A 25,823-nucleotide genomic window follows, 5' to 3' on the forward strand; every position below is an offset into this window, starting at 1 on the left:
TAGCGGGGGGGTTTCGGGTGGATACTCGTCGGTATGAAGCAGCGCTCGGCACGGGCGCCGTGGCTGGACGATGAGTCCTTCACCGCGGTCGCGATCGCCAACGCGGTGCGTACCGGACGCTGCGCGCCCGGCGATCCCGTCCGCGCTTCGCTTGACGCCATCGGCCGGCTCGACCCGGAAATCGGCGCTTTCGCGTGCGTCCGCTATCACCGGGCACTCGCCGAGGCCGACGCTCTGAGTTCTCGCCCGGACCTGGGCGACCTCCCGCTGGCCGGGGTCCCGATCGCGATCAAGGACAACATCGAGGTTGAAGGCGAGGTTATGCAGGCCGGCACGCGGGCCGGTGCGCCGCCGATCGAGGAGTCCGATCATCCGGTGGTCGCCCGGTTGCGCGCGGCCGGGGCAGTGGTGGTCGGACAGACCACCATGTGCGAACTCGCCGCGTGGCCGTTCACCGACTCGCCCGGACATGTCACACGCAACCCGTGGAATCTCGAGCGGACTGCCGGTGGTTCGTCGGGTGGCGCCGCTGCGGCGGTGGCTGCCGGCATGGTGCCGGTCGCGCACGGCAACGACGGATTCGGCTCGGTGCGGGTGCCGGCGGCGTGCTGCGGACTGTTCGGCATCAAACCCGGCCGGGGCGTGGTGCCCTCGCAGATCGGACTCGACTCGTGGTCGGGCCAGGCGGAGAACGGTGTGCTGAGCACCTCGGTGGCAGATGCTGCGCTCGTGCTCGCGGTGATGGCGGACGAGCCGGATCTGTCGCGGGTGCGCCGGGCGAAGCCCCTGCGAATAGGGCTGTCGACGGCGAGCGTGTCACCGCTGGTGCGAGTCGATCAGGAGTGGGCGCGGGCGGCGCGCACGGCGGCGACGGTGCTGGGCGATGTCGGGCACGATGTGCGGACGGTCGATGTGCCGTACCCGAAAGTGCCGGTCGCGGCAGTCTCGAGGTGGCTTGCCAACGCCGCCAAGGATATTGCCGAGTTGGACCGCAAGCTGGTCCAGCCGCGCAACCGTTGGCATGCGGCGCTCGGGCGTGCCGTGCAGCGGGCCGGGTTGGTGCGGAAGTCCGATGTCGATGACATCGAGCAAGCGATGTTCGCGTTGTTCGCCGATATCGATCTACTGATCACGCCGACACTGGCCAAGCCGCCTTCGGCGGCAGCTGCGTGGAGTGAGCGGTCCTGGTTTTCCAACGTCGTTGCCGGGATCGGCTATGCACCGCTCGCCGGCACCTGGAATCTGCTCGGCTGGCCCGGGGCGAGCGTGCCGGTGGGTATGCATACCGTGTCGCGGACACCGGTAGCGGCACAAATCATCGCCAAGCCCGGCCGCGAGCGCGACATTCTCGCGATCGCCCGGCAGATCGAGAGCCGTCGGCCGTGGCGGTCGAGGGCGCCGCGGATGCTTGTGCCGTGACGCTGTCGCATCAAGATGAACGGTGGGTGCTTGCGTGGCGCATGTAGGCCATCTCTGATAGCACCATTACATGGAGCCCAGCCTGCGCGACCTGCGGTATTTCGTTGCCGTAGCTGATCGGCTGCACTTCACCAGGGCGGCGGCCGACCTCCAGATCGGCCAACCCACGCTGTCGCGCCAGATCAGGCAGCTCGAGAAGCAGCTCGGGACGGTGCTGTTCGACCGCAACCAGCGGTCGGTCGCGCTGACCGTCGCCGGCCGTGAGCTGCTGAAGGGCGCGCGCCAGATTCTCGACCAGTGGGAGAAGACGCGCGCCGCGCTCGTACCCGCGGCCGATGGGATCCGGCTCGGCATGATGTACAACCACGAGTTCGGTCTGCTGGAGGTGATGGAGCAGCGCAGTTCCAGCCCGATTGTCGTGTACTCGTCCACCTACATCGACCCCTCGGTCGGGCTGGACAGCCGCAAGGCCGATGTGTCGATCGTGCTGCTGCCGCTCGCCGACTCGGATGCCTATCGCTGGCGCAAAGTGCGAGTCGAACACCGCTGGGCCCTGCTGCCGCTAGCGCATCCGCTCGCGAGCCGATCCGAGCTGAATTTCGCCGATATCGCCGACGAGGCTTTCGTCGCACTACCCGAACCGGCCGGGGTGCTGCGCGACTACTGGGTCGGCAACGACATGCGGGAAGGCACGCGGGCGAATATCACCGGTGTGGCGTCGACCGCGGATGAGCGGGTCGAGGCGGTGGAACTCGGACTCGGCATCGCTCTGTTGCCGGAATTCGCGATCCCACCGCATCGCTGGCCCGGCACGGTGTTGCGCCGCGTGGTGGATCTGCCGCCCGCCGATCTCGTGCTGGCCTGGCGCGCCGACGACGACCGCCCGTCGATCAAGCAGTTCATCGACGAGGTCTACCGCCACGAGGACGACGCGGAGTTCTTCCCGGCGTAGGGCTTTCGCGCGCAAGGTCCAGCTTCGAGTAGCGCACGGTGGCGTGCCTGCGCCCGGACGGGCGCCGCATGAAACCGCTGCGTGTTGGCGTGCGTCAAATTCCGTGGCGATGTTTCTTGGTTAAGGGGGGCCTGAATATTCCGATGGGAACTGGCGATGACCGATAAGACTGGTCAGCATTCCCTTCCGGATGTGTCCGAGCTGGTGATTGCGAAGAGTCCCCGAGCACACTTCTTCACCGAGTTCGCCGTTTCGGATCCTCGCGACGCCCTGCTCGGCTACGCGCAGTTGTCCGGCAACATGGTGCTGCTGATTCTGAATGCATTCACGAACAGCTGGCTTTTTCCCTGCAGGCCAATGAAAGTGCGGGATCAGGAAGACGAGCCGACCCTGTGGATCGAGTTCAGGGGAATTCTGCGGCGCTTCGTCGTTATCGTTCGTCGGCCCGACGGCAGCGTGCTGGGCAGGCTCGTCGGCCGGACCTGGGCGACGACTCTGCGGAACACCGGCTATTCGATCGAAATCGATGGCGAGCGAGTCGGCGGATGGACATCGTCGACTTACACGCCGCGCCACACGGTGTTGCGAGCCCAGCAATCTCTTGCCGAACCGCTCGCGGCCATTGCATTCGCCACGGCCATCGTCAGACACTCGGGCGGCTGAATCCACCATTCAAACGCAGCGGACCCGCGAGCAAATTGCCCGCGGGTCCAGTTGTCCGACTTACGTTTTCGCCTACTCGGCCTCGATACCGCGCGCCCGATCCTCGTACGCCTTGCGTGCTTTCACGTCGACGCCGTCGAGGAACACCGACTCCATGCCGCTGTTCCGGCCGAGGTACTCGACCATCCGGGACGGCATGAAGTCCATGCTGCGCGCGATCCTGCCCGCGGCCTTGGTGACGGCCGCCCGTCGACGCGGTTTGGTGATCAGCGCCACCACCGCGGCCGCGATCTCCTCGGGCTCCGCGTTGCGGAAACCCTTGGGGCCCACGGTGCCCGAGGTCAGCTCGGTGTTGGTGAAGGTCGGCAGCACGGTCGAGAACTGCACCCCCGAGCCGTGATACTCCGCGCGCAGCGTATCGGTGAATGCCAGCACAGCCGCCTTGCTCGCGCAGTAGGTGGCCAGACCCGGGGTGGGCAACTCGCCGGCCAGCGACGAGATGTTGATAACGTGCCCGCGCTTCCGCGGAACCATGCGCGCCGCGGCGAGCTTGGTACCGAGGATCACGCCGTAGGTGTTGATGTCGAGGATCCGGCGCGTGACCGCATCCGGTTCCTCGATCACCTTGCCGGCGGGCATGATTCCGGCGTTGTTGATCAGCACATCGATCGGCCCGAGCTGGCGTTCGACTCGGTCGAGGAAGGCCTCGAACGAACCGGGATCGGTGACGTCGAGCCGGTCGTACAGGTCGAGCCCGAGATCGGCACCGGCCTCTTTTACCTTGGCTTCATCGATATCGCCGATCGCGACGTTCGCGCCGAGATTGGTCAGCGCGGTCGCGGTCGCGAAGCCGATGCCACGCGCACCGCCGGTGATGACGACAACCTTGCCGCTGATTGCCGCGGCAGCCCCGTTCAACGGGTCACGCCCCCCGGCGGTACTCACTTGCCCCCGCCGAGCCCCAGCTTGTTACGGAGGCCCTTGGCCGAGGCGAGCCGCAGCATGCCGAGACCCATGCGGACGTTGCTCTTCTTGTACGGGAACCAGAGGATCTCCCGCTGCTGCGTCGGAATCCGCGGCGAGGTGATTGCCTGCTGGCGGCAGTACTTGCGGATGCCGCTCGCGCCGCCCCAGCGGGCGCCGACGCCGGAGTCCTTCCAGCCGCCCATCGGGAGGGCGAAGTTGAACAGGTTGGACGCGAAGTCGTTGATGTTGACCGCACCGGCATCGAGCTGGCGGGCGACGCGCTCACCGCGGTCCTTGTCCCCGGTCCAGACCGTCGCGGACAGTCCGTACTCCGAGTCGTTCGCGAGGCGGATGGCCTCGGCCTCGTCGGCGACCTTCATCACCGGCAGGGTAGGACCGAAGGTCTCCTCGGAGATGCACGACATCGAGTGGTTCACATCCACAAGCACGGTGGGCTCGAAGAACGTGCCGACACCGGTCGCCTTGCCACCGGTCGTGGCCCGAGCGCCGGCCGCGATTGCCTCGTCGACGTGCCGCTGCACGATGTCGCGCTGCCCGGGTGTGGCCAACGCACCGACGTCGTACTTGAAGCTGCGGTCGTCCTGGCCCTGACGCAGCGAGCTGACCTGCTTTGTGAGCTTTTCGACGAACTCGTCGTACACCGGCGCCTCGACGTAGACGCGCTCGACAGAGATGCACACCTGGCCGGCATTGAACAGGCCGCCGTAGGCGATGCCGTTCGCGGCGCGGTCGAGGTCGGCATCCGCGAGCACGATCGCCGGGTCCTTACCGCCCAGTTCGAGGCTGTAGGGGACCAGCCGCTCGGCGCACGCCTTGGCGATCGCCTTACCGGTGCGGGTGGACCCGGTGAACTGCACGTAGTCGACGTTGTCCACCACGGCGGCGCCGGTGGCGCCGAGGCCGGTGGCGATCGCGAGCACCGGCGGGGCGCCGATCTCGGACCAGCCGCGGACGAACTCGGCGGCGGAGAGCGGGGTGACCTCGGACGGCTTCAGCAGCACGGCAGCGCCGGCCGCGAGAGCCGGAATCACGTCGAGCGCGGGCATCGCGAGCGGGAAGTTCCACGGCGTGATCACGCCGACGACGGGGTAGGGCCGGAAGACCGTGGTGAGCCGCTTCATCAGGCCGAGCGGGCCGTGCGCCTTCGGCGAATCGTCGGCGAGGAACTTGGCCGCGTTCTTGCCGTAGTAGTCGATCAGGTCGGCAGCCATCGGCGCTTCCAGCGACGCATCGGCGCGCGGCTTGCCGGTCTCGGACTGCAGCACGTCGGCGAGGTGCTCGGCGTTATCGAACAGCCAGTTCTGGAACTTGCGCAGCCACACTTCGCGGCCCTTGGGGCCGATGGCCTCCCATTCGGGCTGAGCGGCGCGTAGCGCGGTCACCTTGGCGGCGACTGCCTCCGCAGTCTCGTTCGGCACCGAGCCGACGACCGTTCCGTCGGCGGGATTACGCACTTCCACCTGGGCAGATTCCTGCTCGGGTCGCGCTTTGGTCGTGGTCACCGGACCTCCCTGGCCTGGCCCTCGACGGCCCGTCCGACGAGGGAATGAGATGTGATTCGTTGCACACTCTAAGTGCAGTCTAGGACGGGTCGGGCGCCGCCCTACCGAACGCTCGATCAGGAGTGTGCGTGCTCGCCGTGCGGGTGCGTATGCGTATGCGTATGGCCGGCACCGTCGTCGTGCGTGTGTCCGTCCTGCCCGTGAATGCGCCGCAGCGGCGGCAGGTTCTTCGGCGGGACGCGTCGCTCCGGCAGGTCCTCGAGGAGTCGCTTGGTCGCGGCAGCGATGTCGGCGACGGCGGCCTCAATGGCCGGTCTGGTCGCGGCCGAGATACTCGAGATACCGCCGACCTTTCGGACGTATTGCAGTGCGGCCGCCTCGATCTCCATTTCGGTGGGTGGTGGCTCGAGCCCGCGTAATGCGGTGATGTTTCGGCACATGAGCCCAGGGTAGGTCGATTCGGGCAGATCAAACACCCGTCGCGACGACCCTTTGCAACGCCCGCAGATCGTCCTCGAGCTTCCGGAACAGCCAGTACGCAATGACGAAGGCGGCGACCGCGAAGATGCACAGCCAGCGCATCGAGCCGACGATCAGCGGCAGCTGACCCGGGTTCAGGAAGCTGACACCGGTCAGTACGGCGATCATCGGCACCGCTGCGGCGATGCCGAGGTAGACGGTGGCGCGCTTGCCGAGTGCCTGCAGGCGCTGCGCGTCCTCGGCCGTGAGATCGCCGCGGCCGTGCCGCAGCAGCGTCGGGTACTGGCAGTGCACGTACCAGTAGGTGGTCAGGAAGAACGGGTACGAGACCGAGATCGCGCCGCACACCACGAGCGTCATCAGCAGGTGCAGCAGCATGGTGGCAGGCAGGTCGCCGACGACCAGCAGTCCGGTGACGAACGAGATGCCCGCGAGCACCCAGCCGGTGAAGCCGACCAGGGCGGCGCGGTCACCCACCGTCAGGGTGTCGGTTCTAGCCCGGGCCAGCGTCTCCGCGTCGTAGCGCTTGCCATGCCGAAGTCCGCGCGGAATCCAAATTGCGCGACGGCATAGATAAAGCAGTAGGGCGAACAAGAGCGGGTAGAACGGCCAGTCGAAGAACAGGCCGAGCTTTTCGAGGCTCGCGTGCTGTTGGGCTGTCAGCGCCGGTTCGACCAGCCGCCCGTTGTGGTTTTTGTTGTACATCACCGCACCGAAGTTGCCGACCAGGCCGGCAATGGTGGTGATCAGCAGCGTCCACGGCGCGAGGCGGTACTGCCAACTGTTCTTTGGCGGGTCGACCAGGTTGCGCGCCCGCTCGTCGAGGCATAGCTCGAATTGCGCGGCCAGCTCGCGACCCCGCTCCGGCCGGTCAGCGGGATCGGGGGCCAGGCAACTGAGCAGCACCCGACGCAGCGCGGCCGGGCAGTCTGCCGGGAGGTCGGCGAGGAAACGTCGCTCGATCGGGCGGCTGCGAATCTCGAGCTGGCGGTCGATTGCCTCGGGCAGTCCGTCGGTGCCCGGATCGAGGTCGGCGTCGGTGGTTTCGAAGGGTCGACGGCCGGTCAGCAGCTCCCACAGCATCACCCCGAGCGCATACAGATCCGAGCGGGTATCGAGATCGGCCGCGCTGGCCAGCCGGTCTGGGTGCGCCGCGGCGAGCTGCTCGGGAGACATATAGGCCAGCGAGCCGCCGAAGTAGCGGAGCGGGTGGGCATCGCGGACGTGCTCGTCGAAGCTGATGTTGAAATCGGCCAGCTTGGGCGAACCCTCGGCGGTCAGGAGCACGTTGGCCGGCTTGATATCGCGGTGCAGCACCCCGCGCCGGGCGGCGTAGTCGAGCGCGTCAGCGAGCCTGCGGCCCAGCCAGGCGATCGCTTCAGGCCAGCTCATCCGGGCAATGTCGGAGCGGATGCGGGAATCGCTCGGCCGGATCGCGCCGCGGTCGGCGAGTTCGGCGTCGATCGCGTCGAGCAGCAGTTGCCCGGACCGCAGTTCCGGCGGCGTTTTGTGCACCTGGCGCAGTACGCCGAGCACCGTCCCGCCCGGGACGTACTGCATGTAGACAAGCTTGAGCCGATCGTCCTCGATGAGCCGCTGGTCGAACACGCGGACGATGTGATCGTGGTCGAGATGGGCCAGGGTCTGCGGCTCGTTGCCATGGTTGTGCGAGATCTTCACGGCCACGAGGCGCTGCATCGATCGCTGGCGTGCCAGGAAAACCCGGGCGAAGGCCCCGCGACCCAGCAGCGTCAACAGATCGAAGTCGTCGATCCGGGTGCCGGCGTCGATGACCCCGAGCGCGGCATCGGCGCCCGTGGCCGCGGCACCGTCGGTGCCGAGCGCAGTCACGGCGAGTGCAGTGCCGGTGTCCGCGAGGGTCTCCATACCGAGGAATGGCGGATCGCGGCCGGTTTATTAACGAAACTGGCAAAAGTTGCCTGGATCACCACCGTGCGGTTTCGGGAACGCAGCTAGCGGGCGGGACGTTGCACATTCGGGCCTGCACCTTCGTGGGTCCACGTTGTTCGCGGTAGCCTGGTGTTTCCTCATCATCGTGAGCCGGACCAGGCGCGCCCGCGAGCTGCCTCGCCGTTTCGTCGCGCACGGCACGGCGGTGGAGACTGGACACTGAAAGGACAGGCCACCGTGGCCGACGCTGTATGAACCGCAAGACTGTCTTCCGCAACCTGGCGATTGTCGCTGGGATCCTGCTGGTCATCTACGCGTTCAGCTATTTCGGCAACAACACGCGCGGATGGCACAGCGTCGATACCTCCGTCGCGCTGTCGCAGCTGGCAGACAAGAACGTCACCGAAGCGCAGATCGACGACCGCGAGCAGCAGGTCCGTCTGACGCTGAAGGAAGCCAACGACGCGACCGGCGGCGAGACCGAGATCATCGCGAAGTACCCGGCTGCCGCCTCCGACGAAATCTTCACTGCGGTCCAGGATTCCGGCGCCGCAAAGTTCAACACCAAGGTCAACCAGGAGAACTGGCTGTCGCAGTTGTTGATCTTCGTGCTGCCGATGGTCATCCTGCTCGGCCTGTTCATCTTCGTCATGGGCCGGATGCAGGGCGGCGGTCGCGGCGGCGTGATGGGCTTCGGTAAGTCGAAGGCCAAGCAGCTCACCAAGGACATGCCCAAGACCACGTTCGCTGATGTGGCAGGCGCCGACGAGGCAGTCGAAGAGCTCTACGAAATCAAGGACTTCCTGCAGAACCCGGCGCGCTACCAGGCGCTCGGCGCGAAGATCCCCAAGGGCGTGCTGCTCTACGGTCCGCCCGGAACGGGTAAGACGCTGCTCGCGCGGGCCGTCGCGGGTGAGGCCGGAGTCCCGTTCTTCACCATCTCCGGTTCGGACTTCGTCGAGATGTTCGTCGGCGTCGGTGCCTCGCGCGTTCGCGACCTGTTCGAGCAGGCCAAGCAGAACAGCCCCTGCATCATTTTCGTCGACGAGATCGACGCGGTCGGCCGTCAGCGCGGCGCCGGCCTCGGCGGCGGTCACGACGAGCGCGAGCAGACGCTCAACCAGTTGCTCGTCGAGATGGACGGTTTCGGTGACCGGACCGGCATCATTCTGATCGCCGCGACCAACCGCCCCGACATTCTCGACCCCGCCCTGCTGCGTCCCGGCCGGTTCGACCGCCAGATCCCGGTCGGCAGCCCCGACCTGGCCGGCCGTCGCGCGATCCTGCGGGTGCATGGCCAGGGCAAGCCGATCTCGCCAGAGGCGGATATGGAGGGCCTGGCCAAGCGGACCGTCGGCATGTCCGGCGCCGATCTGGCCAACGTCATCAACGAGGCCGCGCTCCTGACCGCGCGCGAGAACGGCTCCGTCATCACCGGCGAGGCACTCGAGGAGTCGGTCGACCGCGTCATCGGTGGACCGCGGCGCAAGAGCCGCATCATCAGCGAGCACGAGAAGAAGATCACCGCGTACCACGAGGGCGGGCACACCCTGGCTGCGTGGGCGATGCCGGACATCGAGCCGGTGTACAAGGTGACGATCCTCGCCCGCGGCCGCACGGGCGGCCACGCGATGACGGTTCCCGAGGACGACAAGGGCCTGATGACCCGGTCCGAGATGATCTCGCGACTGGTGATGGCGATGGGTGGTCGCGCGGCCGAAGAACTCGTCTTCCACGAGCCCACCACCGGAGCTTCGTCGGACATCGACCAGGCCACCAAGATCGCGCGTGCGATGGTCACCGAGTACGGCATGAGCGCGAAGCTTGGTGCGGTCCGCTACGGCACCGACCACGGTGATCCGTTCCTCGGTCGCACAATGGGCACCGCGCCCGACTACAGCCACGAGATCGCGCGTGAGATCGACGAGGAGGTGCGCAACCTCATCGAGGCCGCGCACACCGAGGCGTGGGCGATCCTCAACGAGTACCGCGAGGTGCTCGACGAGCTGGCCGTCGCGCTGCTGGAGCGAGAAACGTTGCACCGCAAGGATCTCGAGGCGATCTTCACCGCGGTCGAGAAGCGTCCGCGGATCACCGCCTTCAACGACTTCGGTGACCGAGTGCCGTCGGACAAGCCGCCGGTGAAGACCCCGCGGGAGCTCGCGCTCGAGCGCGGCGAGCCGTGGCCGCCGGTGCAGGCCGTCCAGCCTGCGCCGCCACAGCCGGAATCGCAGCCTGCACCCGCACACGGGTACCCGGCCCCGGCCGGGCAGCCCGCGCATGCGGGCTACCAGACGCACCCCGGGCAGGCGAGCTACCCGGCGCATCCCGGGGCCACGCAGGGGTCTCGCCCGGACTACGGCGCCCCGGCGGGATGGTCCGCGCCCGGTTGGCCCCCGGCCGATTCGGTTGGCGGGTCGCGTGAGCAGCGGCAGTGGGACGAGCCGGCGAACCAGCGCCCCGCATGGGAACCCGAGCAGCGTGCGCAATGGGATCAGCCCGCTCCGCGGGGTGACTGGGATCAGCAAGCGCCGCGCGGCGACTGGGGGCAGCCTGCCGGCGGCCCGCAGTGGGGCCAGCCTCAGCACGGCCAGCGGACCGGTTCCGGCGAGCAGCAGAACGGCCACGCCGATTCCGATGGTGAGAACAACGGGAAGCCTGACTCAGCGGACTCGAGCTGGTGGCGCGGCTCGAACGGCAGGAACTGACGTTCTGACCGGTCGGGGCAGCACACTAAGCTGTGCCCACTAGAACGGACGGTGTCCACAGACAGGGCAATCACCGTCAGGAACACGTGGAGGTGCTCGCAGTGGCGGTCGAACAGGTCAACGGTCACCAGGCCGCTCCGGAATCGGGTCGCTCCGGAGAAGGTCAGTTCGATCCGGACCCGGATTCCGCGACCCCGAAGCCCGAGCACCTCGTAGCACTCGAGACCGGCCGCCCGTTCGATCAGGCACGGGCCGAGGCAGCGGTGCGTGAGCTCCTCCTCGCCGTCGGCGAGGATCCCGACCGGCCCGGCCTGCTCGATACGCCCGCCCGTGTCGCTCGCTCGTACCGCGAGGTCTTCGCCGGTCTGTACACCGAGCCGGACACGGTTCTCAACACGACCTTCGACGAGGGGCATCAGGAGCTCGTCCTGGTTCGCGATATTCCGCTGTACTCCACGTGCGAACACCACCTGGTGTCCTTCCATGGCGTGGCGCACGTCGGCTACATCCCCGGCAAGACCGGGCGGGTCACCGGGCTGTCCAAGCTCGCGCGGCTGGTCGATCTCTATGCCAAGCGCCCGCAGGTGCAGGAGCGGCTGACCAGCCAGATCGCCGATGCGATCGTCCGCAAGCTGGATCCGCGCGGCGCGATCGTCGTCGTCGAGGCCGAGCATCTGTGCATGGCGATGCGCGGCATTCGCAAGCCCGGGGCGAGCACCACAACCTCGGCGGTGCGTGGTCTGTTCCAGTCGAGCGCCGTCTCCCGTGCCGAGGCGCTGGATCTGATTCTGCGCAGGTGAGCTCACTCCCGGTGCCCGGAGGTGGGCGCTCCTGCGTGGTGATGGGCGTTCTGAACGTCACCGCCGACTCGTTCTCCGACGGAGGCCGGTACCTACAGCACAACGCGGCGGTCGAGCATGGCCTCGCGCTGCATGCCATGGGCGCAGACATCATCGACGTGGGCGGTGAGTCCACTCGTCCGGGCGCGACCCGGGTGGATCCCGAGATCGAGGCGGGCCGGATCGCGCCGGTCATCGCCGATCTCGCCGCTGCCGGGATCAAGGTCAGCGTGGACACCATGCGCGCGTCCGTTGCGGCAGCCGCGATCGACGCAGGTGCCGCGATCGTGAACGATGTCTCCGGAGGCCGGGCCGATCCCGATATGGCCAAGGTTGTCGCCGACGCACGCGTGCCGTGGATCCTGATGCACTGGCGCTCCGCCGCCGATTTCGCGCACCGAAGCGACGCGGCCCAATACGACGATGTCGTGGCCGATGTACGCACCGAGCTGCTCGCCTGCGTCGACGCCGCCGTCGCGGCAGGCGTCGATCACTCTCTCCTCGCGATCGATCCCGGTCTTGGCTTCGCGAAGACGGCCGAACACAACTGGGCGCTTCTGCAGGCGCTACCGGAGCTGGTCGGCCTGGGTCTCCCGGTGCTGGTGGGCGCGTCACGCAAGCGGTTCCTCGGCACCCTGCTCGCCGACCCGGACGGACCGCGCCCGCCCGATGGCCGCGAGGTCGCCACGGCCGCGGTGTCCGCACTCGCCGCGGCGCAGGGCGCGTGGGGCGTGCGCGTACACGATGTGCGCTCGTCGCTCGACGCGGTCGCCGTCGCCAGCGCGTGGCGGCGCGGAAGTGCCGCAGTAACCACGGAGAATGTCGCAAAGGAGGGACGGGCCGAGTGAGCGATCGGATCGAACTGCGCGGCCTGCGGGTACGCGGTCGGCACGGCGTCTTCGAGCACGAGCGCCGCGATGGGCAGGATTTCCTGGTCGATATCACGCTGTGGCTCGACCTCGCCCGTGCTGCGCGCTCGGACGACCTGGCCGACACATTCGACTATGGCGCGCTCGCCGACGCCGCGGTCGCCATTGTGGCCGGACCGCCGCGCAACCTCATCGAGACCGTGGCGGCCGAAATCGCCGACGGTGCACTACGCGATGAGCGCGTGAATGCCGTCGAGGTGACCGTGCACAAGCCGTCGGCGCCGATTCCGCACACGTTCGCCGATGTCGCCGTGACCGCGTACCGCACCCGGGACCGCGCGAGTGGTGGTGCGGGGACCGCGCGATGACGCGAGCGGTGCTATCGATCGGATCGAATCTCGGTGACCCACTCGTGCATCTGCAATCGGCGGTCGACGGACTCGGCTCCCGGGTGGTCGCCGTGTCCGGCGTCTACCGCACCGCGCCGTGGGGCGGCGTCGAGCAGCAGGACTTTCTCAACGCGATCGTGATCGCGACGGATCCCGGTCTCGACTGCATGGACTGGCTGCATCTCGGCCAGCGCCTGGAGGCTGCCGCCGACCGGACGCGCGAGGTGCGTTGGGGCCCGCGGACGCTCGATGTGGACGTGATCACCTGTGACACCGAGGTCCGCACCGATGCCACGTTGACGCTGCCGCATCCGCGCGCCCATGAGCGGGCTTTCGTACTGGTGCCGTGGCTCGACGTGGACCCGGACGCGACGCTCGAGGTGGCGGGAACCCGGACGGCGGTGCGCGATCTGCTCGCCGGCCTCGACCCTGCCGAGCGTGACGGGGTGCACCCGACGGACCTGGCGCTGCGCGCGTGACCGGGGAGCTGAAGCCCACTAGGGTGCGCGACCTGTTGGGGCTCTTCGTTATTGCGACGCTGGCGTCGTGGATCCTGGTCCGCGTCTTCTACGGAGAGCTGCCGCCGATCCCGTTCTACGCGGGTGCCTCGTTGTATCCCGTTGCCCTCGTCGAGGTTGTGGCGGCCTTTCTGATCCGGGCCAGGATCTCCGATCATCGGGTCGGCGACGGCCCGCAAGAGCTGCACCCGATCGCGGCCGCGCGGGCGCTGGCACTGGCGAAGGCCTCGGCACTGCTCGGAGCCGCGGCAGCCGGCATCTGGCTGGGCTTCCTGCTGCACGTTCTGCCGCAACGGGCCATTTTGAGCGCGGCGGTGCAGGACACCCCGGGAGCAATCGTCGGAATGATCGGCGGTATAGCGCTCGCAGCTGCCGCGCTCTGGCTCGAGCACTGCTGCCGCGCCCCTCAAGATCCGACAGACCAAGCGCCGCAGTAGCAATCCGCATAAGGCGCGGTAGAACGTGTTCCCGCGCGCTGTGGCAAACCTCGCCGGTAGCCCTGTGATGTGGCTGGTCGTACCCCGTTCACCCGGAGGGCAACAGCTACCCTGGTCGCCATGACTTCCTCGGCTCGTACCGGTAGTGCGCGGCGCAGTCGACGTGGTCGCTCGCAGTTGCTTCCGGGGGCCCTGATTCTGCTTGGTCTGGTCGCCACCGGTTTCCTGGTGTTCAGCGACAGCGTCGAATTGCTTCGGCTTGGTTTGATGGCTGCTGTCTGGGCCGCCGTCATCGCGGTCTTCGCGATGACCCGCTACCGGCGCGAGTCCGCTCTGGACAAATCCAAGGCTGAGGACCTGCAAACGGTCTACCGCCTGCAGCTCGAGCGCGAGGTCTCGGCGCGGCGTGAATACGAGCTCGGCGTGGAGACCAAGCTGCGTCGCGAGGTGAGCGCCGAAGCCGAGGAACTGGCCGCGCTGCGTGAAGAACTCGCTGCGCTGCGCCGCAACCTGGAATTCCTGTTCGACGGTGACCTGCCTGCGGAGCGGGTCGCGCTGCGGGCTGAGCGGATCGCCGAGTTGACGGTGTCGGACTCGCCCACCCGGCATTCAGACGACGCGCCGGCGCCGCAAACCCCGGTATACGGCGTGCATGAGGCCGAAGCGCCCCGGTTCGCGTCGCCCGCGGACGCGCCGGTCACGGCGGAGGTGGCGGCGATCGAGTTCTACGAGGTCGAAGAGGAGCGCGCCTGGTCCGCGTGGAGCGCTGGTTCGAGCACAGACGTTGCGGCCGCTGCGGACGAACACGACGAGCCCACGTTGCCGGAGGTGCCCGTTTCCCGGCGCCGTCGGCGCGCGGTCGACAACGACGATCTCGGAACTGGCACCACGGGGCTGTCCGTCGCGCAGATCATGGCGAATTTGGCCGCTGAGAAGTCTGCCGTCGATCACGACAACGAGTAGCGCCGCACCGCCCGCGGCGGGGCAGCAAAACGGCTCCAGCTGCGGCTCAGGCCACGCAGAACAGGCAGAAGTGAGCGATATATCACTGCCTGGGGCGTAGCCCTTCGGCGGCGCCCACCGATATCCTCGATTGGTACGTCTGGTACCCGCACGCTTTGCGGGACTGGAACGGAATACGAGAGGAAACTGGTGACCTCACCCGGGATCACTGATGACCCCGCGCCCGCACGCTTGACGGTAGGAATCGTTTCGGCGGGACGAGTGGGAACCGCCATCGGGGCAGCTCTGGAACGAGCCGGACACGTCGTGTTCGGTGTTTCCGCCATCTCCGATGCCAGCATTCACCGTGCCCACACGCGGCTGCCCGACGCGCAGATCCTGCCGGTGCACGAGGTCGCGGCTCGCAGTGAACTCTTGATTCTCGCGGTGCCCGATGCGCAGCTCGCAGGCCTGGTCAGCGGCCTGGCCTCCACCGGCGCCGTGCGCCCGGGAACGCTCGTCGCCCACACCTCCGGCGCCAATGGCATCGGCGTGCTCGCGCCGCTCACCGAACACGGCGCCACGCCGCTCGCCATTCACCCCGCGATGACCTTCACCGGTCACGACGAGGACACCCTGCGGCTTTCCAACGCTTGCTTCGGTATCACCGCTGCCGATGAGATCGGCTACGCGATCGCGCAGTCGCTCGTCATCGAGATCGGCGGGGAGCCGGTCCAGGTGCTCGAGGCCAATCGCACGCTCTACCACGCCGCGCTCGCGCACGGCAGCAACCACATGGTCACGCTCGTCGTCGACGCGGTTGCCGCGCTGCGCGAGGCGTTGGCCGGGCAGGAACTGCTGGGTCAGCCGATCGTGGACGAGCAGCCCGGCGGGATCGCCGAACGCGTGATCGCACCGCTGCTGTCTGCGGCGCTGGACAACGCGCTGCGGCGTGGGACGGCCGCGCTGACCGGGCCGGTCGCCCGCGGCGACGCCCCTGCCGTGGCCGCGCACCTGGCAGAACTGGACTCGCTCGATCCCAGCCTTGCGGCCGGCTATCGGGCACTTTCCCTGCGGACCGCGCAGCTCATGGGCGGCCGGTCCGAACTGATTGAATTGTTGGAGCAACGATGACCTCACCGAATCTCGCGCTGCGTGGCAGCTTCACCCCCGGCGAACTGACCGTTCACCACGATCCGGCGGTGGTAACCGCGGTGTCGAACGCGCTGCGGACTGTCGGCCGCAAGGTCACGTTCGTACCGACCATGGGCGCGCTGCACGAGGGTCACCTGAAGCTGGTCCGTGCCGCGAAGCGCTCCAATGCCGTTGTCATCGTCTCGATCTTCGTGAACCCGCTGCAGTTCGGTGCCGGCGAGGATCTCGACGCGTACCCGCGCACCCTGGACGCCGACGTCGAGTTGCTGCGCGGCGAGGGCGTGGAGATCGTGTTCGCCCCGAGCGCGGCCGATATGTACCCCGATGGTCCGCGCACCACCGTGCATCCCGGTCCCGCCGGCGCGGAGCTCGAAGGCGCGAGCCGCCCAACCCATTTCGCCGGCATGCTGACCGTCGTTGCCAAGCTCCTGATGATCGCGCGGGCACGCGAGGCGTACTTCGGCGAAAAGGATTACCAGCAGCTGGTTCTCGTCCGGCAGATGGTGCGGGACCTGAACATCGACACGAAGATCGTCGGCATCCCCACCGTGCGGGAGTCCGACGGGCTGGCCCTGTCCTCGCGTAACCGCTACCTCGACCCCAAGCAGCGCGAAGCGGCGCTGGCGCTGCCCTCGGTGCTCGTTGCCGGTGTGCATGCCGGACCGTTCGGGCGCGACGCGGTACTCGAAGCGGCGAACGAGGTGCTTTCCGCCGCAACGGGAATCGAACTGGACTACCTGGAACTGCGGTCGCCCGATCTGGGCCCCGCACCCGAGCAGGGTGCCGCACGGCTGCTCATCGCGGCTCGTGTCGGCAACACCCGGCTGATAGACAACATGCCGATTGCGATCGGCGGCAATGCTTTCAACGACCATCCAGGTGTGAACGACGCGGCCACCGAGCGGCCGCTGACCCAGGCAGACCCGGCCGCCGCGAACGGCCGATAGGGAAAGGGTGACAGGAAATGTTGCGCACAATGATGAAGTCCAAGATTCACCGGGCCACGGTGACGCACGCCGACCTGCACTACGTCGGCTCGGTCACCGTCGACCGCGACCTCATGGAGGCGGCCGATCTGCTCGAGGGTGAGCAGGTCTGCATCGTCGACATCACCAACGGTGCTCGGCTCGAGACCTACGTCATCACCGGCGAGGCCGGCTCCGGCGTGATCGGAATCAACGGAGCCGCAGCGCATCTCGTCAACCCAGGCGATCTCGTCATCCTTATCTCCTACGGGGTGATGAACGAGGAGGAGATCCGCAAGTACGAGCCGCGCGTCGTCTTCGTCGACGACATGAACCGGCCCGTCGAGCTCGGCTCGGATCCGGCACACGCACCGGAGGGCTCGGGTCTCATTACGCCCCGCCAGCTCTCGGTCGTCTGAGCGATCCAACTCGGGACCACTCAGTGCTGCTCACCATCGACGTCCGCAACACGCACATCGTGCTCGGGCTGTTCTCCGGCAGTGGGGAACACGCCAAGCTGGTGCGTGACTGGCGGATGCACACCGATCCGCGGGTGACCGCCGACGAGTTCGCGTTGCTTTTGCGTGGGCTGCTCGGGTCGCACGTGGACGAGATCACCGGCGTCTCGGCGCTGTCCACGGTGCCCTCGGTGTTGCGCGAGGTCCGGGTGATGCTGAGCCGTTACTGGGGTCATGTCCCGCATGTCGTGGTCGAGCCGGGTGTCCGCACCGGCGTGCCACTCTTGGTCGACAACCCGAAGGAAGTCGGGGCCGACCGCATCATCAATTGCCTTGCCGCACATCACCTGTACGACTCGCCTGCCATCGTCGTCGACTTCGGCACGTCCACGTGTGTGGATGTGGTATCGGCGAAGGGTGAATTCCTTGGCGGCATCATCGGCCCGGGCGTGGAGATCTCGATGGACGCGCTGGCGTCCCAAAGTGCCGCCCTTCGCAAGGTCGAACTGGTCCGGCCACGCTCGGTGGTCGGCAAGAACACCGTCGAATGCATGCAGTCCGGTGCGGTTTTCGGCTTCGCCGCGATGGTCGACGGTCTGGTAGACCGGATTCGCGACGACCTGCCCGCATTCAGCGGCACTGATGTCGCGGTAATTGCCACCGGCGACAGCGCACCACTGATCGTGCCCGAGTCGGAGACGATCGAGCACCACGAGGCCGATCTGACGCTGGAAGGCCTTCGTCTGGTCTACGAGCGCAACCGGGACAAGATCCGTGCCCGCCACCCCTGATCTGCGCATTCTTCGTCGCGTGCGCCTCTCGGAGGCGGCTGCTACACTCGTCCGCGTGTCCATCCGCATGAGCGCCCAGGAGTGTTGTCGAGGCTGACGTCTGCCTCGATCAATCACACATTCCTGGGAGTTTCTCTCATGCTTTCCGCACCTTCTTCTGATATTTCCGTGTTTTCCGGCCGGTCCCGCCGATTGCCGGTGCCGCACCTCGATGCCGCACTGCCGACCCGGCTGCTACCCGCGGACCTGCTCTGGATCACTGACCAGGGCGCCGACGATGTGCTCTCCGGCAAGTTCGATCACCTGCTTCCGCCCGGTGGCATCTGGCCCACGACGAACCGCTGGGGTGCGCGACTGCGTGCCGACGAGGACGTCGATGTCTGGCTGATCAGCTGGGTTCCCGGCAAGTCGACCGAATTGCACGATCACGCCGGTTCGCTCGGCGCGCTCACGGTGCTGAGCGGGGCCCTGTCCGAGTTCCGTTGGGCCGGTGATCAACTCGTGCACCGCACGCTGCACGACGGTGATCAGGCGTCCTTCCCGATCGGCTGGGTGCACGACGTGGCCTGGACTTCCGGCCCGATCGAGCAGGATCCGATAACTCCGACGCTCAGCGTGCACGCCTACTCACCGCCGCTCACCGCGATGTCCTACTACGACGTCACCGACCGCGGGACGCTGCGCCGCACCCGCACCGAACTCACCGACCAGCCGGAAGGCGACCTGAAATGAGCACGACACTCGTGGCGCCGGCGGAGCGGACCGGAGCGCCCAAGACCATCGACGACGTGCTGGAAGAGGCTCGCGCACAGCTGGACCGGATGTACGCATTCGAGCTGCCGGCCGCGATCGAGCGCGGCGCGATTGTGGTCGACATTCGCCCGCAGGCGCAGCGCGACCGCGAAGGCACGCTGCTCGGTGCGCTCGCGATCGAGCGCAATGTCCTGGAATGGCGTTGCGACCCGACCAGTTCGGCGCGGATCGGCCTCGCGGTGGACCACGATGTCGAGTGGGTAATCGTCTGCTCGGAGGGTTACACCTCGAGCCTGGCCGCGGCGGCACTGCAGGAACTCGGCATTCACCGTGCCACCGATCTCGTGGGCGGGTACCAGGCGCTCAAGGCCGCGGGCCTGCTCGGCGCGGCAACCCGCGCGCCGCATTTCATCCGCGAGGCGCGGACGGTCATCACCGCCTGAGCTCGTCGCGCACCCCTTCGGCTCGTCGCGCACGCCCAGGCGTGCGCGGTGGCTGTGAAAGGTGCGCGTTCAGGTGGGGACCCCTTGACTGTGCGTTGGCTGCAAAAGTGCGCGATCCGCTGGGGAACCCTCGCCGCGCACCTTTTCGGCTTGTCGCGCACGCCCAGGCGTGCGCGGTGGCGGTGAAAGGTGCGCGTTTAGTAGCAACAAAGGCGCGTAATGCCGGGCGGCTCCAACCGTTCTGACCTGCGCAGCTAGGCTTGCCTTCCGTGAGTGAAACGGACGCCAAGGCTGCTGCCCATCCCCAAGACGACGACACGCCGGAGCAGATCCGCGTGCGTCGGTCCAAGCGGGAGCGTCTACTCGCCGAGGGTGCCGATCCGTACCCGGTTGTCGTGCCGCGCACGCACACCCTTGCCGAGATCAGGGCCAAATTCCCGGACCTCGAACCGGATACCGCGACCGGTGAACAGGTCGGTGTGGCCGGCCGCGTGATCTTCGCTCGCAATACCGGCAAGCTGTGCTTCGCGACCCTTCAGGAGGGCGACGGCACGCAATTGCAGGTCATGCTGAGCCTTGCTGGTATCGGCGAGGAGTCGCTCGCGGCCTGGAAGTCCGATGCGGACCTCGGGGACTTTGTTTTTGTCCACGGCGAGGTGATTTCCTCGCGCCGAGGCGAGCTGAGCGTCATGGCCGACGCCTGGACTATTGTCTCCAAGTCGCTGCGCCCGCTTCCTGTCGCGCACAAGGAAATGAACGAGGAGTCCCGGGTCCGGCAGCGCTATGTGGACCTGATCGTGCGTCCCGAGGCGCGGGAAATGGCGCGTAAGCGCGTTGCCGTCATGCGCGCGTTGCGCAATGCGCTGGAACGGCGCGGTTTCCTCGAGGTGGAAACTCCGATGCTGCAGACGCTGCACGGTGGCGCGGCCGCCCGCCCGTTCGTCACGCATTCCAATGCGCTCGATATGGATCTCTATCTGCGGATCGCTCCTGAGCTGTTTCTCAAGCGCTGCGTCGTCGGTGGTATCGAGAAGGTCTTCGAAATCAACCGGAACTTCCGCAACGAGGGCGCGGACTCCACGCACTCGCCGGAATTCGCGATGCTGGAAACCTACGAGGCCTACGGCACCTATGACGATTCGGCCCGCATGACCCGTGAGCTCATTCAAGAAGTCGCGCAGGAAGCGCTCGGCACGCAGGTCGTCACGCTTGCCGACGGCACCGAGTACGACTTCAGCGGTGAATGGGCCACCGTCGAGATGTATCCGTCGCTGTCGGAATCAATCGGCGTGGAAGTGACCCCGGACACCACGGTCGCGGAATTGATGGAGCTCGCCGAGCGCGTCGGGCTGGAAATTCCGCAGGGCAAGGGATACGGGCACGGAAAACTCGTCGAAGAACTGTGGGAGCACGTTTACGGCGACAAGCTCGACGTGCCGACCTTCGTGCGTGATTTCCCGATCGAAACCTCGCCGTTGACCCGCCAGCACCGGAGCCGTCCGGGCGTCGCGGAGAAGTGGGATCTCTACGTCCGTGGATTCGAGTTGGCCACAGGCTATTCCGAACTCGTCGATCCGGTGATTCAGCGCGAGCGGTTCGTCGATCAGGCCCGGCTGGCGTCCGCGGGTGACGATGAGGCAATGGTGCTCGACGAGGAGTTTCTCGCCGCGATGGAACACGGAATGCCGCCGACTACCGGTACCGGCATGGGAATCGACCGGTTGTTGATGGCGCTCACCGGGCATGGAATCCGGGAGACGATCCTGTTTCCCATTGTCCGTCCGCAGGGGTAGTAGATTCGGTCCGCCCTCGGGCACTGGATTTTTCGCACTCGAAGCCATAAGGTGCTGTTCCGCCGGGGCTAACGCGTACTGACAGGGATTCACGGCAGGTGAATCAGCGTCGACACAGATTTGCCGTAGGTGAATCATGGCTATCCAGATTCGCCCACGGAAGAATCACCGCGGTCACTGATTCGTCACAACCGAAATGGGCGTTCCGGGTAATTCTGGAATTCGGCGATCAGAAGGTAGTCTCGAGTTGAAGTACTTCCGTCGCGCGTTGATTGCGCTTCATTCGAAGGGAATGTCATCTGATGGCAAAAAAGGTCACTGTCACGTTGATCGACGATGTCGACGGCGAGGCGGTTGCGGATGAGACTGTTGAATTCGGCCTCGATGGTGTTTCATACGAGATCGACCTTGCGGCGGAAAACGCAGAACTTCTTCGCGAACAACTGCAGGCTTGGATCGAGAGCGCGCGCCGCATCAGCGGACGGCGCCGGGTGAAGCCGGCTCCGGCCACCGCGACGACCACCAAGGTCCGCGTTCCGGTTGACCGCGAGCAGAGCGCCGCGATTCGCGATTGGGCACGTCGCAACGGGCACAAGGTTTCTGCCCGCGGCCGCATCTCCGCCGACGTCATCGAGGCCTACAACACCGCGAACTGACATACAGAACGCATCACCCCGCTGATCGTGGGGTGCAGCAACCGCCCGGCCCGTCGTGGGGGCCGGGCGGTCTATTTTTTCGGGCACGATTTCGCACGGCGCGCGGGCGAATTTCTCGACTAGGGGGGTGTTAACACCCCACCTTGGGTGGCTATCGCGATTCGGGCACTGCGACAAAAATTGGACACGCAAAGTCCGGTACGAGCTATGAAAAAGGCAGGGATCGAAATGATGGCAACCGCGCTTCCGACCGCCCTCCGGGACGACCTCGATTCCGAGGATCTGCGCGCCGCGATCGACGATCTCGACTCGGAGATTGTCGAACTGGTCCGTCGACGTACCGAACTCACTCATTCGGCAGGCACAGCCAGGATGCACGCGGGGTTGCCGCGCACCGCCCATCACAGCGAAATGGGCGCTGTGCGCCGCTACGAGGCCGAACTCGGCCGCGAGGGCGTTGGTCTGGCAATCCTGCTTATGCGACTCGGCCGCAGTGGAGTGCCCCAGGCCTGACGGGGCGCTCGGCAAACCCCCGACAGAGCGGGGATAACGCAATACGAAGGGCACCGGCGCGGTGATCTTGCCGCCCGGTGCCCTTCGTTGCACGATTGACCCGTGCCCCAGAGGTCTTTGTGAGTGTCCTAGATGGTCCGTGTCTGCGTTTTGCCGATTCGGACGGCCGGTCGCAGGAGGTAGTCCTAGCGCCCGGTCATCCGCGTGTGACCATCGGCCGGTCGCCGCAAGCAGATATCGCCCTCACCTGGGATGACGAGGTGTCGCGCCTGCATGCCGCGGTCGAGTGGATGAGTACGCACTGGACGATCGTCGACGACGGCCTGTCCCGAAACGGGACGTTCGTCAACGGCGAGCGCATCGCGGGGCGACGTAGCCTGCGCGCCGGTGACCGGATCCGCGTCGGCGGCTCGTTGCTCACCTTTCACGAGTTCGGCGGCGGTATGGACGACGTCACCCGCATCTCGTCGGGCACGATGCCGACCGTGCGTTCGCTGACCGAGACGCAGCGCTCGGTGCTGGTTGCGCTGTGCCGGCCCTACAAACACAACGCCAGCTTCGCCACACCCGCGTCGAATCAGCAGATCGCGGGGGAGTTGTTCCTGAGCGTGGACGCGATCAAGACGCACCTGCGCGCGCTGTTCGCCAAGTTCGGTGTGGAGGATCTGCCGCAGAACCAGAAGCGGGTTCGCTTGGCGGAACTCGCGATTCAGAGCGGGATCATTTCCGAGCGCGACCTGTAGCCAGGCTTCGCACAAAGAAGCGCCGGACGCCCGCAGTCACGGGCGCCCGGCTGGATGGTGGTTCTTGGGTTGCGGCTCAGGCGGCGAGCGCCAGCTTGCGCACGGTGGACGGGCGCGCGGCCCGCACGTCGTCGATCAGCCGGCCGATCGCGGTGGCGACCGAGTCGGGCTGCTCCATGATCACCGCGTGGCCGGCATCGAGGACGCCGACCAGTTCGGCGCCGGGGATGGCCGCAGCCATCGCGATGGAATGCGACGGCGGCGTCATCAGGTCGTCCGAGCCGCACAACACCACGGTCGGGATCGCGCCGAGCGCGGGCAGCGCATCGGACTCGTCGTAGACCATGAACTCGCTCAGGAAGCTGGCCATCGTCTCGATCGGGGTCTCGTTGTGCATGGCATTGGCCAGTGCGACGACGCGCGGGTTGACCGCCCGGCCGAACTCGGCGATCCGGATCACGGGAGCAAAGACTCGGCAGGCCGCGCGCTTCGTGCGGGTGACCAGCCGCGGGGCGCGGCGGGTGGCGGCCTGGAACCAGGAGATGACGGGGTGCTGCAGGAAGCGGCCGAAACCGGAATCCGGAAGCCCGCTCGCGGCCGTGGCGATCAGCGCGACGCCGGCGACGCGGTTGCCAATCTCCTCGGGAAAGTTCCTGGTGTAGGTCAGTGCGGTCATGCCACCCATCGAATGCCCGACGAGGATCGCCTGCGAGGTGCCGACCACCTGGTCGAGCACGGCACGCAGATCGTGGGCGAGCTGGTCGAGGGTGTAGGTCGCGGCATCCGCTTCATCGGAGTCGCCGTGGCCGCGGTGATCGAAGCTCACGATGCGCGGCTGCTGCGGGGCGTTCCCCAGCAGGTCGCGAACGTAGCTCCAGGACTCATCTCGCAGGCAGTGCCCGTGCAGGAGAACCACGGTGACATCGGCATCAGCTGGACCGGAGGTGCGCACGGCGAGCGAAACACCATCGTCGGTGGTGATCCGGAACCGGTCTTCGGTGTCGAACCGGTTCTGCTGCGCTGAGGCGGTCATCGCGGTCTCCGATCGGGCTGTTAATGACACCTTCGACTTTGCTCTGGGGCCGCCGTCGCCGATACGGACCCGAAGGTGCACCAGGGGCCCCGCGGGGTGGAGATTTCACTACCAAGGTGGCGGTTTCCGGGCTAGCCTCTGCCGAGCGCCGTGTTTCGGACACGGTGTCCTACGGGGAGGTTCCAGTGATTTCTGTTCGCCTGATGGTCGGCGCTGCGCTCACCGCACTCGGCCTACTGGCCGCGCCGGCAACCGCGCAGGGCGCACCCCTGCCCGTGGACTACAACTTCTTGTCCGGGATCCCGGCAGAGCTGACCAACCCCGGCGGATCGCTGCCCGGCAGCAACGACTGGAACTGCAAACCGTCAGCGGCACACCCGAATCCGGTGATCCTGGTGCATGGCACAGGCGGCTCACAGCAGACGAACTGGGGCGCGTACGCGCCGCTGCTGGCGAACGAGGGGTACTGCGTCTTCGCGCCCACCTTCGGCAATCTCACGAACCTGCCGTGGCCCGTCACGGCGATCGGCGGGCTCGCCTCGATCGACAAGAGCGCCGCCGACCTCGCGGTGTACGTCGATCGGGTCCTCGCCGCCACTGGTGCGTCCAAGGTGGACATCGTCGGCCACTCGCAGGGCACCCTGATGCCGACGTACTACCTCAAGCACCTCGGCGGTGCGGGCAAGGTGGACAAGTACGTATCGCTTGCCCCGCTGTGGAACGGCACGAACGCCGGCGAGGGCGCGGCGATCTCGGCGTTCACGCGACGCCTCGGCATCACTGTCTTCGACCAGTTGCTCACCCCGCTGTGCGGCGCATGCCTGCAGATGGTGACCGGTTCGCCGTTCATCACCGAGCTGCAGGCCGGTGGCATGGCTGTCCCGGGCGTCACCTACACCAACATCATGACCCGCTACGACGAGCTGGTCGTGCCGTACACCAGCGGCATCCTCAACGCTCCGAACTCCACGAACATCGTGGTGCAGGACGGCTGCGCACAGGATTACTCCGAGCACGCGGGTATCGCGGGAAGCCGGCGAGCGGCGACCTTCGTGCTCAACGCGTTGGACCCGGCGCACCCCGGCCGGTGCCGTGCGAATTCGCGCCGCCGTTCACGGGCTAGTTCGAGCCGCTGCGCCGTCATGTGGTGGCGGCGCGTTCCTCGGCCGGTTTAGGCGGTAGGGCCAGCACTGCCGCAGCCAGGAAGCACAACGCGCCGACAAAGGTGCCTAGATTGGCCGTGCGCGCGTTGTGAAGCTCTCCCGTGGTCGGATCGAGGTACGCGCCCACCGCCGAGATACCGAAGGCGATTGAGCCGATCATGTTCAGCCAGCTGCTCAGCCAGTTCCGGGCGTGCGGATCCCACAGCTTGTCGGTGTCGGTCGTTGCCAGGACCGCCAATGCACTCGACGCCAGGAACGCGATCGAGCCGAACGCATCGGGACGCCACACCCACTGGTTGGCCTGATCGGCGGTGAGGCTGACGATCAGGGTCGCGCCCGTCGAGACGTTGAACAGCAGGGTCCCGATGAACTGCACGGCGGCCGACCAGTAGTCCCAGCGCTCCACCCGATGCGACTCGGCGTTCGGCACCGGGCGCCCGGACAGGCGTAGCTGGATGAAGCCCGCCAAAGTGAAGAAGACCGAGCCGACGAAATACGTGAGGTTGTCGAGCCGTTCGCCGACCGCGCTTGCGTAGGCGGGCCACGCCCCGAGGGCAAACAACACCGATCCGATCGCGAAACCCCAGGACTCGCGGCGCATGACGAGTATTCGATTCACGAAGATCCTTGGGCGTTCGCTGTCGGCGTACAGGTCGGGGAAACGAAATCATCGCTGGTCGCGTTAACTGAAGTAAGCCGATCGGCGTCCGTGGTCTACCCACCACAGAGGCGACGTTCGTG

The 25,823-nt window shown here is 66.9% G+C and carries 26 protein-coding genes and 1 pseudogene; 21 read left to right on the top strand and 6 right to left on the bottom strand.

Going from position 1 to position 25,823, the window contains the following annotated elements; genetic code table 11:
• Positions 1-33: 33 nt before the first annotated feature.
• The 3 genes from A8G08_RS24900 (at position 34) to A8G08_RS24910 (ending at position 3,034) form a co-directional block, all read left to right on the top strand.
• Positions 34-1,419: an amidase gene (locus tag A8G08_RS24900; RefSeq protein WP_245672993.1), complete on the top strand. Its 1,386-nt coding sequence runs from the start codon at positions 34-36 to the stop codon at positions 1,417-1,419.
• Between the two features lie 70 nt (positions 1,420-1,489).
• A complete protein-coding gene (locus A8G08_RS24905) occupies positions 1,490-2,371 on the top strand; it encodes a LysR family transcriptional regulator (protein WP_068280300.1) in 882 nt (293 codons plus the stop codon).
• Positions 2,372-2,563: 192 nt separating this feature from the next.
• Entirely contained in the window at positions 2,564-3,034 is a 471-nt protein-coding gene (locus A8G08_RS24910; protein WP_157108792.1) for a hypothetical protein, read from the top strand.
• Positions 3,035-3,106: 72 nt separating this feature from the next.
• On the opposite strand, the gene A8G08_RS24915 is transcribed toward A8G08_RS24910, so the two are convergent.
• The 4 genes from A8G08_RS24915 to A8G08_RS24930 form a co-directional block, all read right to left on the bottom strand.
• Positions 3,107-3,979, bottom strand: coding sequence for an SDR family oxidoreductase (locus tag A8G08_RS24915; protein WP_245672994.1), 873 nt, complete (start codon positions 3,977-3,979; stop codon positions 3,107-3,109).
• On the bottom strand, positions 3,976-5,523 hold the full coding sequence (locus tag A8G08_RS24920) for an aldehyde dehydrogenase family protein (RefSeq protein WP_068280305.1): 1,548 nt from the start codon (positions 5,521-5,523) through the stop codon (positions 3,976-3,978). The genes A8G08_RS24915 and A8G08_RS24920 overlap by 4 nt, the downstream gene beginning before the upstream one ends.
• Positions 5,524-5,639: 116 nt before the next feature.
• A complete protein-coding gene (locus A8G08_RS24925) occupies positions 5,640-5,963 on the bottom strand; it encodes a DUF2277 domain-containing protein (protein WP_068280308.1) in 324 nt (107 codons plus the stop codon).
• Positions 5,964-5,991: 28 nt separating this feature from the next.
• On the bottom strand, positions 5,992-7,890 hold the full coding sequence (locus A8G08_RS24930; RefSeq protein ID WP_157108793.1) for a serine/threonine-protein kinase: 1,899 nt from the start codon (positions 7,888-7,890) through the stop codon (positions 5,992-5,994).
• A gap of 275 nt (positions 7,891-8,165) precedes the next feature.
• Between A8G08_RS24930 and ftsH the strand changes: the two genes are divergently transcribed.
• The 17 genes from ftsH (at position 8,166) to A8G08_RS25015 (ending at position 22,886) form a co-directional block, all read left to right on the top strand.
• On the top strand, positions 8,166-10,622 hold the full coding sequence (ftsH, locus tag A8G08_RS24935) for an ATP-dependent zinc metalloprotease FtsH (RefSeq protein WP_068280311.1): 2,457 nt from the start codon (positions 8,166-8,168) through the stop codon (positions 10,620-10,622).
• Positions 10,623-10,723: 101 nt separating this feature from the next.
• Positions 10,724-11,422: a GTP cyclohydrolase I FolE gene (gene folE, locus A8G08_RS24940; RefSeq protein ID WP_084436859.1), complete on the top strand. Its 699-nt coding sequence runs from the start codon at positions 10,724-10,726 to the stop codon at positions 11,420-11,422.
• 41 nt (positions 11,423-11,463) lie between these two features.
• Complete coding sequence (folP, locus tag A8G08_RS24945) at positions 11,464-12,309, top strand: dihydropteroate synthase (RefSeq protein WP_068280314.1); 846 nt, start codon at positions 11,464-11,466, stop codon at positions 12,307-12,309.
• Positions 12,306-12,698 (top strand): dihydroneopterin aldolase, encoded by a 393-nt coding sequence (folB, locus tag A8G08_RS24950; RefSeq protein WP_068280317.1) that lies wholly within the window; start codon positions 12,306-12,308, stop codon positions 12,696-12,698. Before folP ends, folB begins: the two co-directional genes overlap by 4 nt.
• Positions 12,695-13,198, top strand: coding sequence for a 2-amino-4-hydroxy-6-hydroxymethyldihydropteridine diphosphokinase (gene folK, locus A8G08_RS24955; protein ID WP_068280320.1), 504 nt, complete (start codon positions 12,695-12,697; stop codon positions 13,196-13,198). The genes folB and folK overlap by 4 nt, the downstream gene beginning before the upstream one ends.
• A gap of 8 nt (positions 13,199-13,206) precedes the next feature.
• A complete protein-coding gene (locus A8G08_RS24960; RefSeq protein ID WP_084436860.1) occupies positions 13,207-13,674 on the top strand; it encodes a DUF3180 domain-containing protein in 468 nt (155 codons plus the stop codon).
• 120 nt (positions 13,675-13,794) lie between these two features.
• Positions 13,795-14,637, top strand: a complete 843-nt coding sequence (locus tag A8G08_RS24965; RefSeq protein ID WP_068280327.1) for a DUF6779 domain-containing protein — start codon at positions 13,795-13,797, stop codon at positions 14,635-14,637.
• Positions 14,638-14,826: 189 nt separating this feature from the next.
• Entirely contained in the window at positions 14,827-15,750 is a 924-nt protein-coding gene (locus A8G08_RS24970) for a Rossmann-like and DUF2520 domain-containing protein (protein WP_068280330.1), read from the top strand.
• Positions 15,747-16,718, top strand: coding sequence for a pantoate--beta-alanine ligase (panC, locus tag A8G08_RS24975; RefSeq protein WP_068280333.1), 972 nt, complete (start codon positions 15,747-15,749; stop codon positions 16,716-16,718). The genes A8G08_RS24970 and panC overlap by 4 nt, the downstream gene beginning before the upstream one ends.
• Positions 16,719-16,735: 17 nt before the next feature.
• A complete protein-coding gene (gene panD / locus A8G08_RS24980) occupies positions 16,736-17,155 on the top strand; it encodes an aspartate 1-decarboxylase (RefSeq protein ID WP_068280336.1) in 420 nt (139 codons plus the stop codon).
• 23 nt (positions 17,156-17,178) lie between these two features.
• Positions 17,179-17,985: a type III pantothenate kinase gene (locus tag A8G08_RS24985; protein WP_068280339.1), complete on the top strand. Its 807-nt coding sequence runs from the start codon at positions 17,179-17,181 to the stop codon at positions 17,983-17,985.
• Between the two features lie 138 nt (positions 17,986-18,123).
• Positions 18,124-18,717, top strand: a complete 594-nt coding sequence (locus A8G08_RS24990) for a cysteine dioxygenase (RefSeq protein WP_084436855.1) — start codon at positions 18,124-18,126, stop codon at positions 18,715-18,717.
• Positions 18,714-19,181: a rhodanese-like domain-containing protein gene (locus A8G08_RS24995; protein WP_068280341.1), complete on the top strand. Its 468-nt coding sequence runs from the start codon at positions 18,714-18,716 to the stop codon at positions 19,179-19,181. The genes A8G08_RS24990 and A8G08_RS24995 overlap by 4 nt, the downstream gene beginning before the upstream one ends.
• A gap of 269 nt (positions 19,182-19,450) precedes the next feature.
• Positions 19,451-20,974, top strand: coding sequence for a lysine--tRNA ligase (gene lysS, locus A8G08_RS25000; protein ID WP_068280344.1), 1,524 nt, complete (start codon positions 19,451-19,453; stop codon positions 20,972-20,974).
• 302 nt (positions 20,975-21,276) lie between these two features.
• A complete protein-coding gene (locus tag A8G08_RS25005) occupies positions 21,277-21,630 on the top strand; it encodes a histone-like nucleoid-structuring protein Lsr2 (protein WP_068280346.1) in 354 nt (117 codons plus the stop codon).
• 207 nt (positions 21,631-21,837) lie between these two features.
• Positions 21,838-22,143, top strand: coding sequence for a chorismate mutase (locus tag A8G08_RS25010; RefSeq protein ID WP_245672995.1), 306 nt, complete (start codon positions 21,838-21,840; stop codon positions 22,141-22,143).
• Between the two features lie 143 nt (positions 22,144-22,286).
• On the top strand, positions 22,287-22,886 hold the full coding sequence (locus A8G08_RS25015; RefSeq protein WP_245672997.1) for an FHA domain-containing protein: 600 nt from the start codon (positions 22,287-22,289) through the stop codon (positions 22,884-22,886).
• A gap of 76 nt (positions 22,887-22,962) precedes the next feature.
• Here the strand turns inward: A8G08_RS25015 and A8G08_RS25020 are convergent, their stop codons facing one another.
• Positions 22,963-23,919, bottom strand: coding sequence for an alpha/beta fold hydrolase (locus A8G08_RS25020; protein WP_068280355.1), 957 nt, complete (start codon positions 23,917-23,919; stop codon positions 22,963-22,965).
• Between the two features lie 203 nt (positions 23,920-24,122).
• Here A8G08_RS25020 and A8G08_RS25025 point away from each other — a divergent pair.
• A pseudogene (locus A8G08_RS25025) lies at positions 24,123-25,042 on the top strand (esterase/lipase family protein).
• A gap of 17 nt (positions 25,043-25,059) precedes the next feature.
• Here A8G08_RS25025 and A8G08_RS25030 read toward each other — a convergent pair.
• The gene (locus A8G08_RS25030) at positions 25,060-25,683 is read right to left on the bottom strand and encodes a hypothetical protein (protein ID WP_068280358.1); all 624 of its coding nucleotides are present in this window, start codon (positions 25,681-25,683) and stop codon (positions 25,060-25,062) included.
• Between the last annotated feature and the right edge of the window lie 140 nt (positions 25,684-25,823).

This window comes from Aldersonia kunmingensis (assembly GCF_001646865.1).
Lineage (GTDB): Bacteria > Actinomycetota > Actinomycetes > Mycobacteriales > Mycobacteriaceae > Aldersonia > Aldersonia kunmingensis.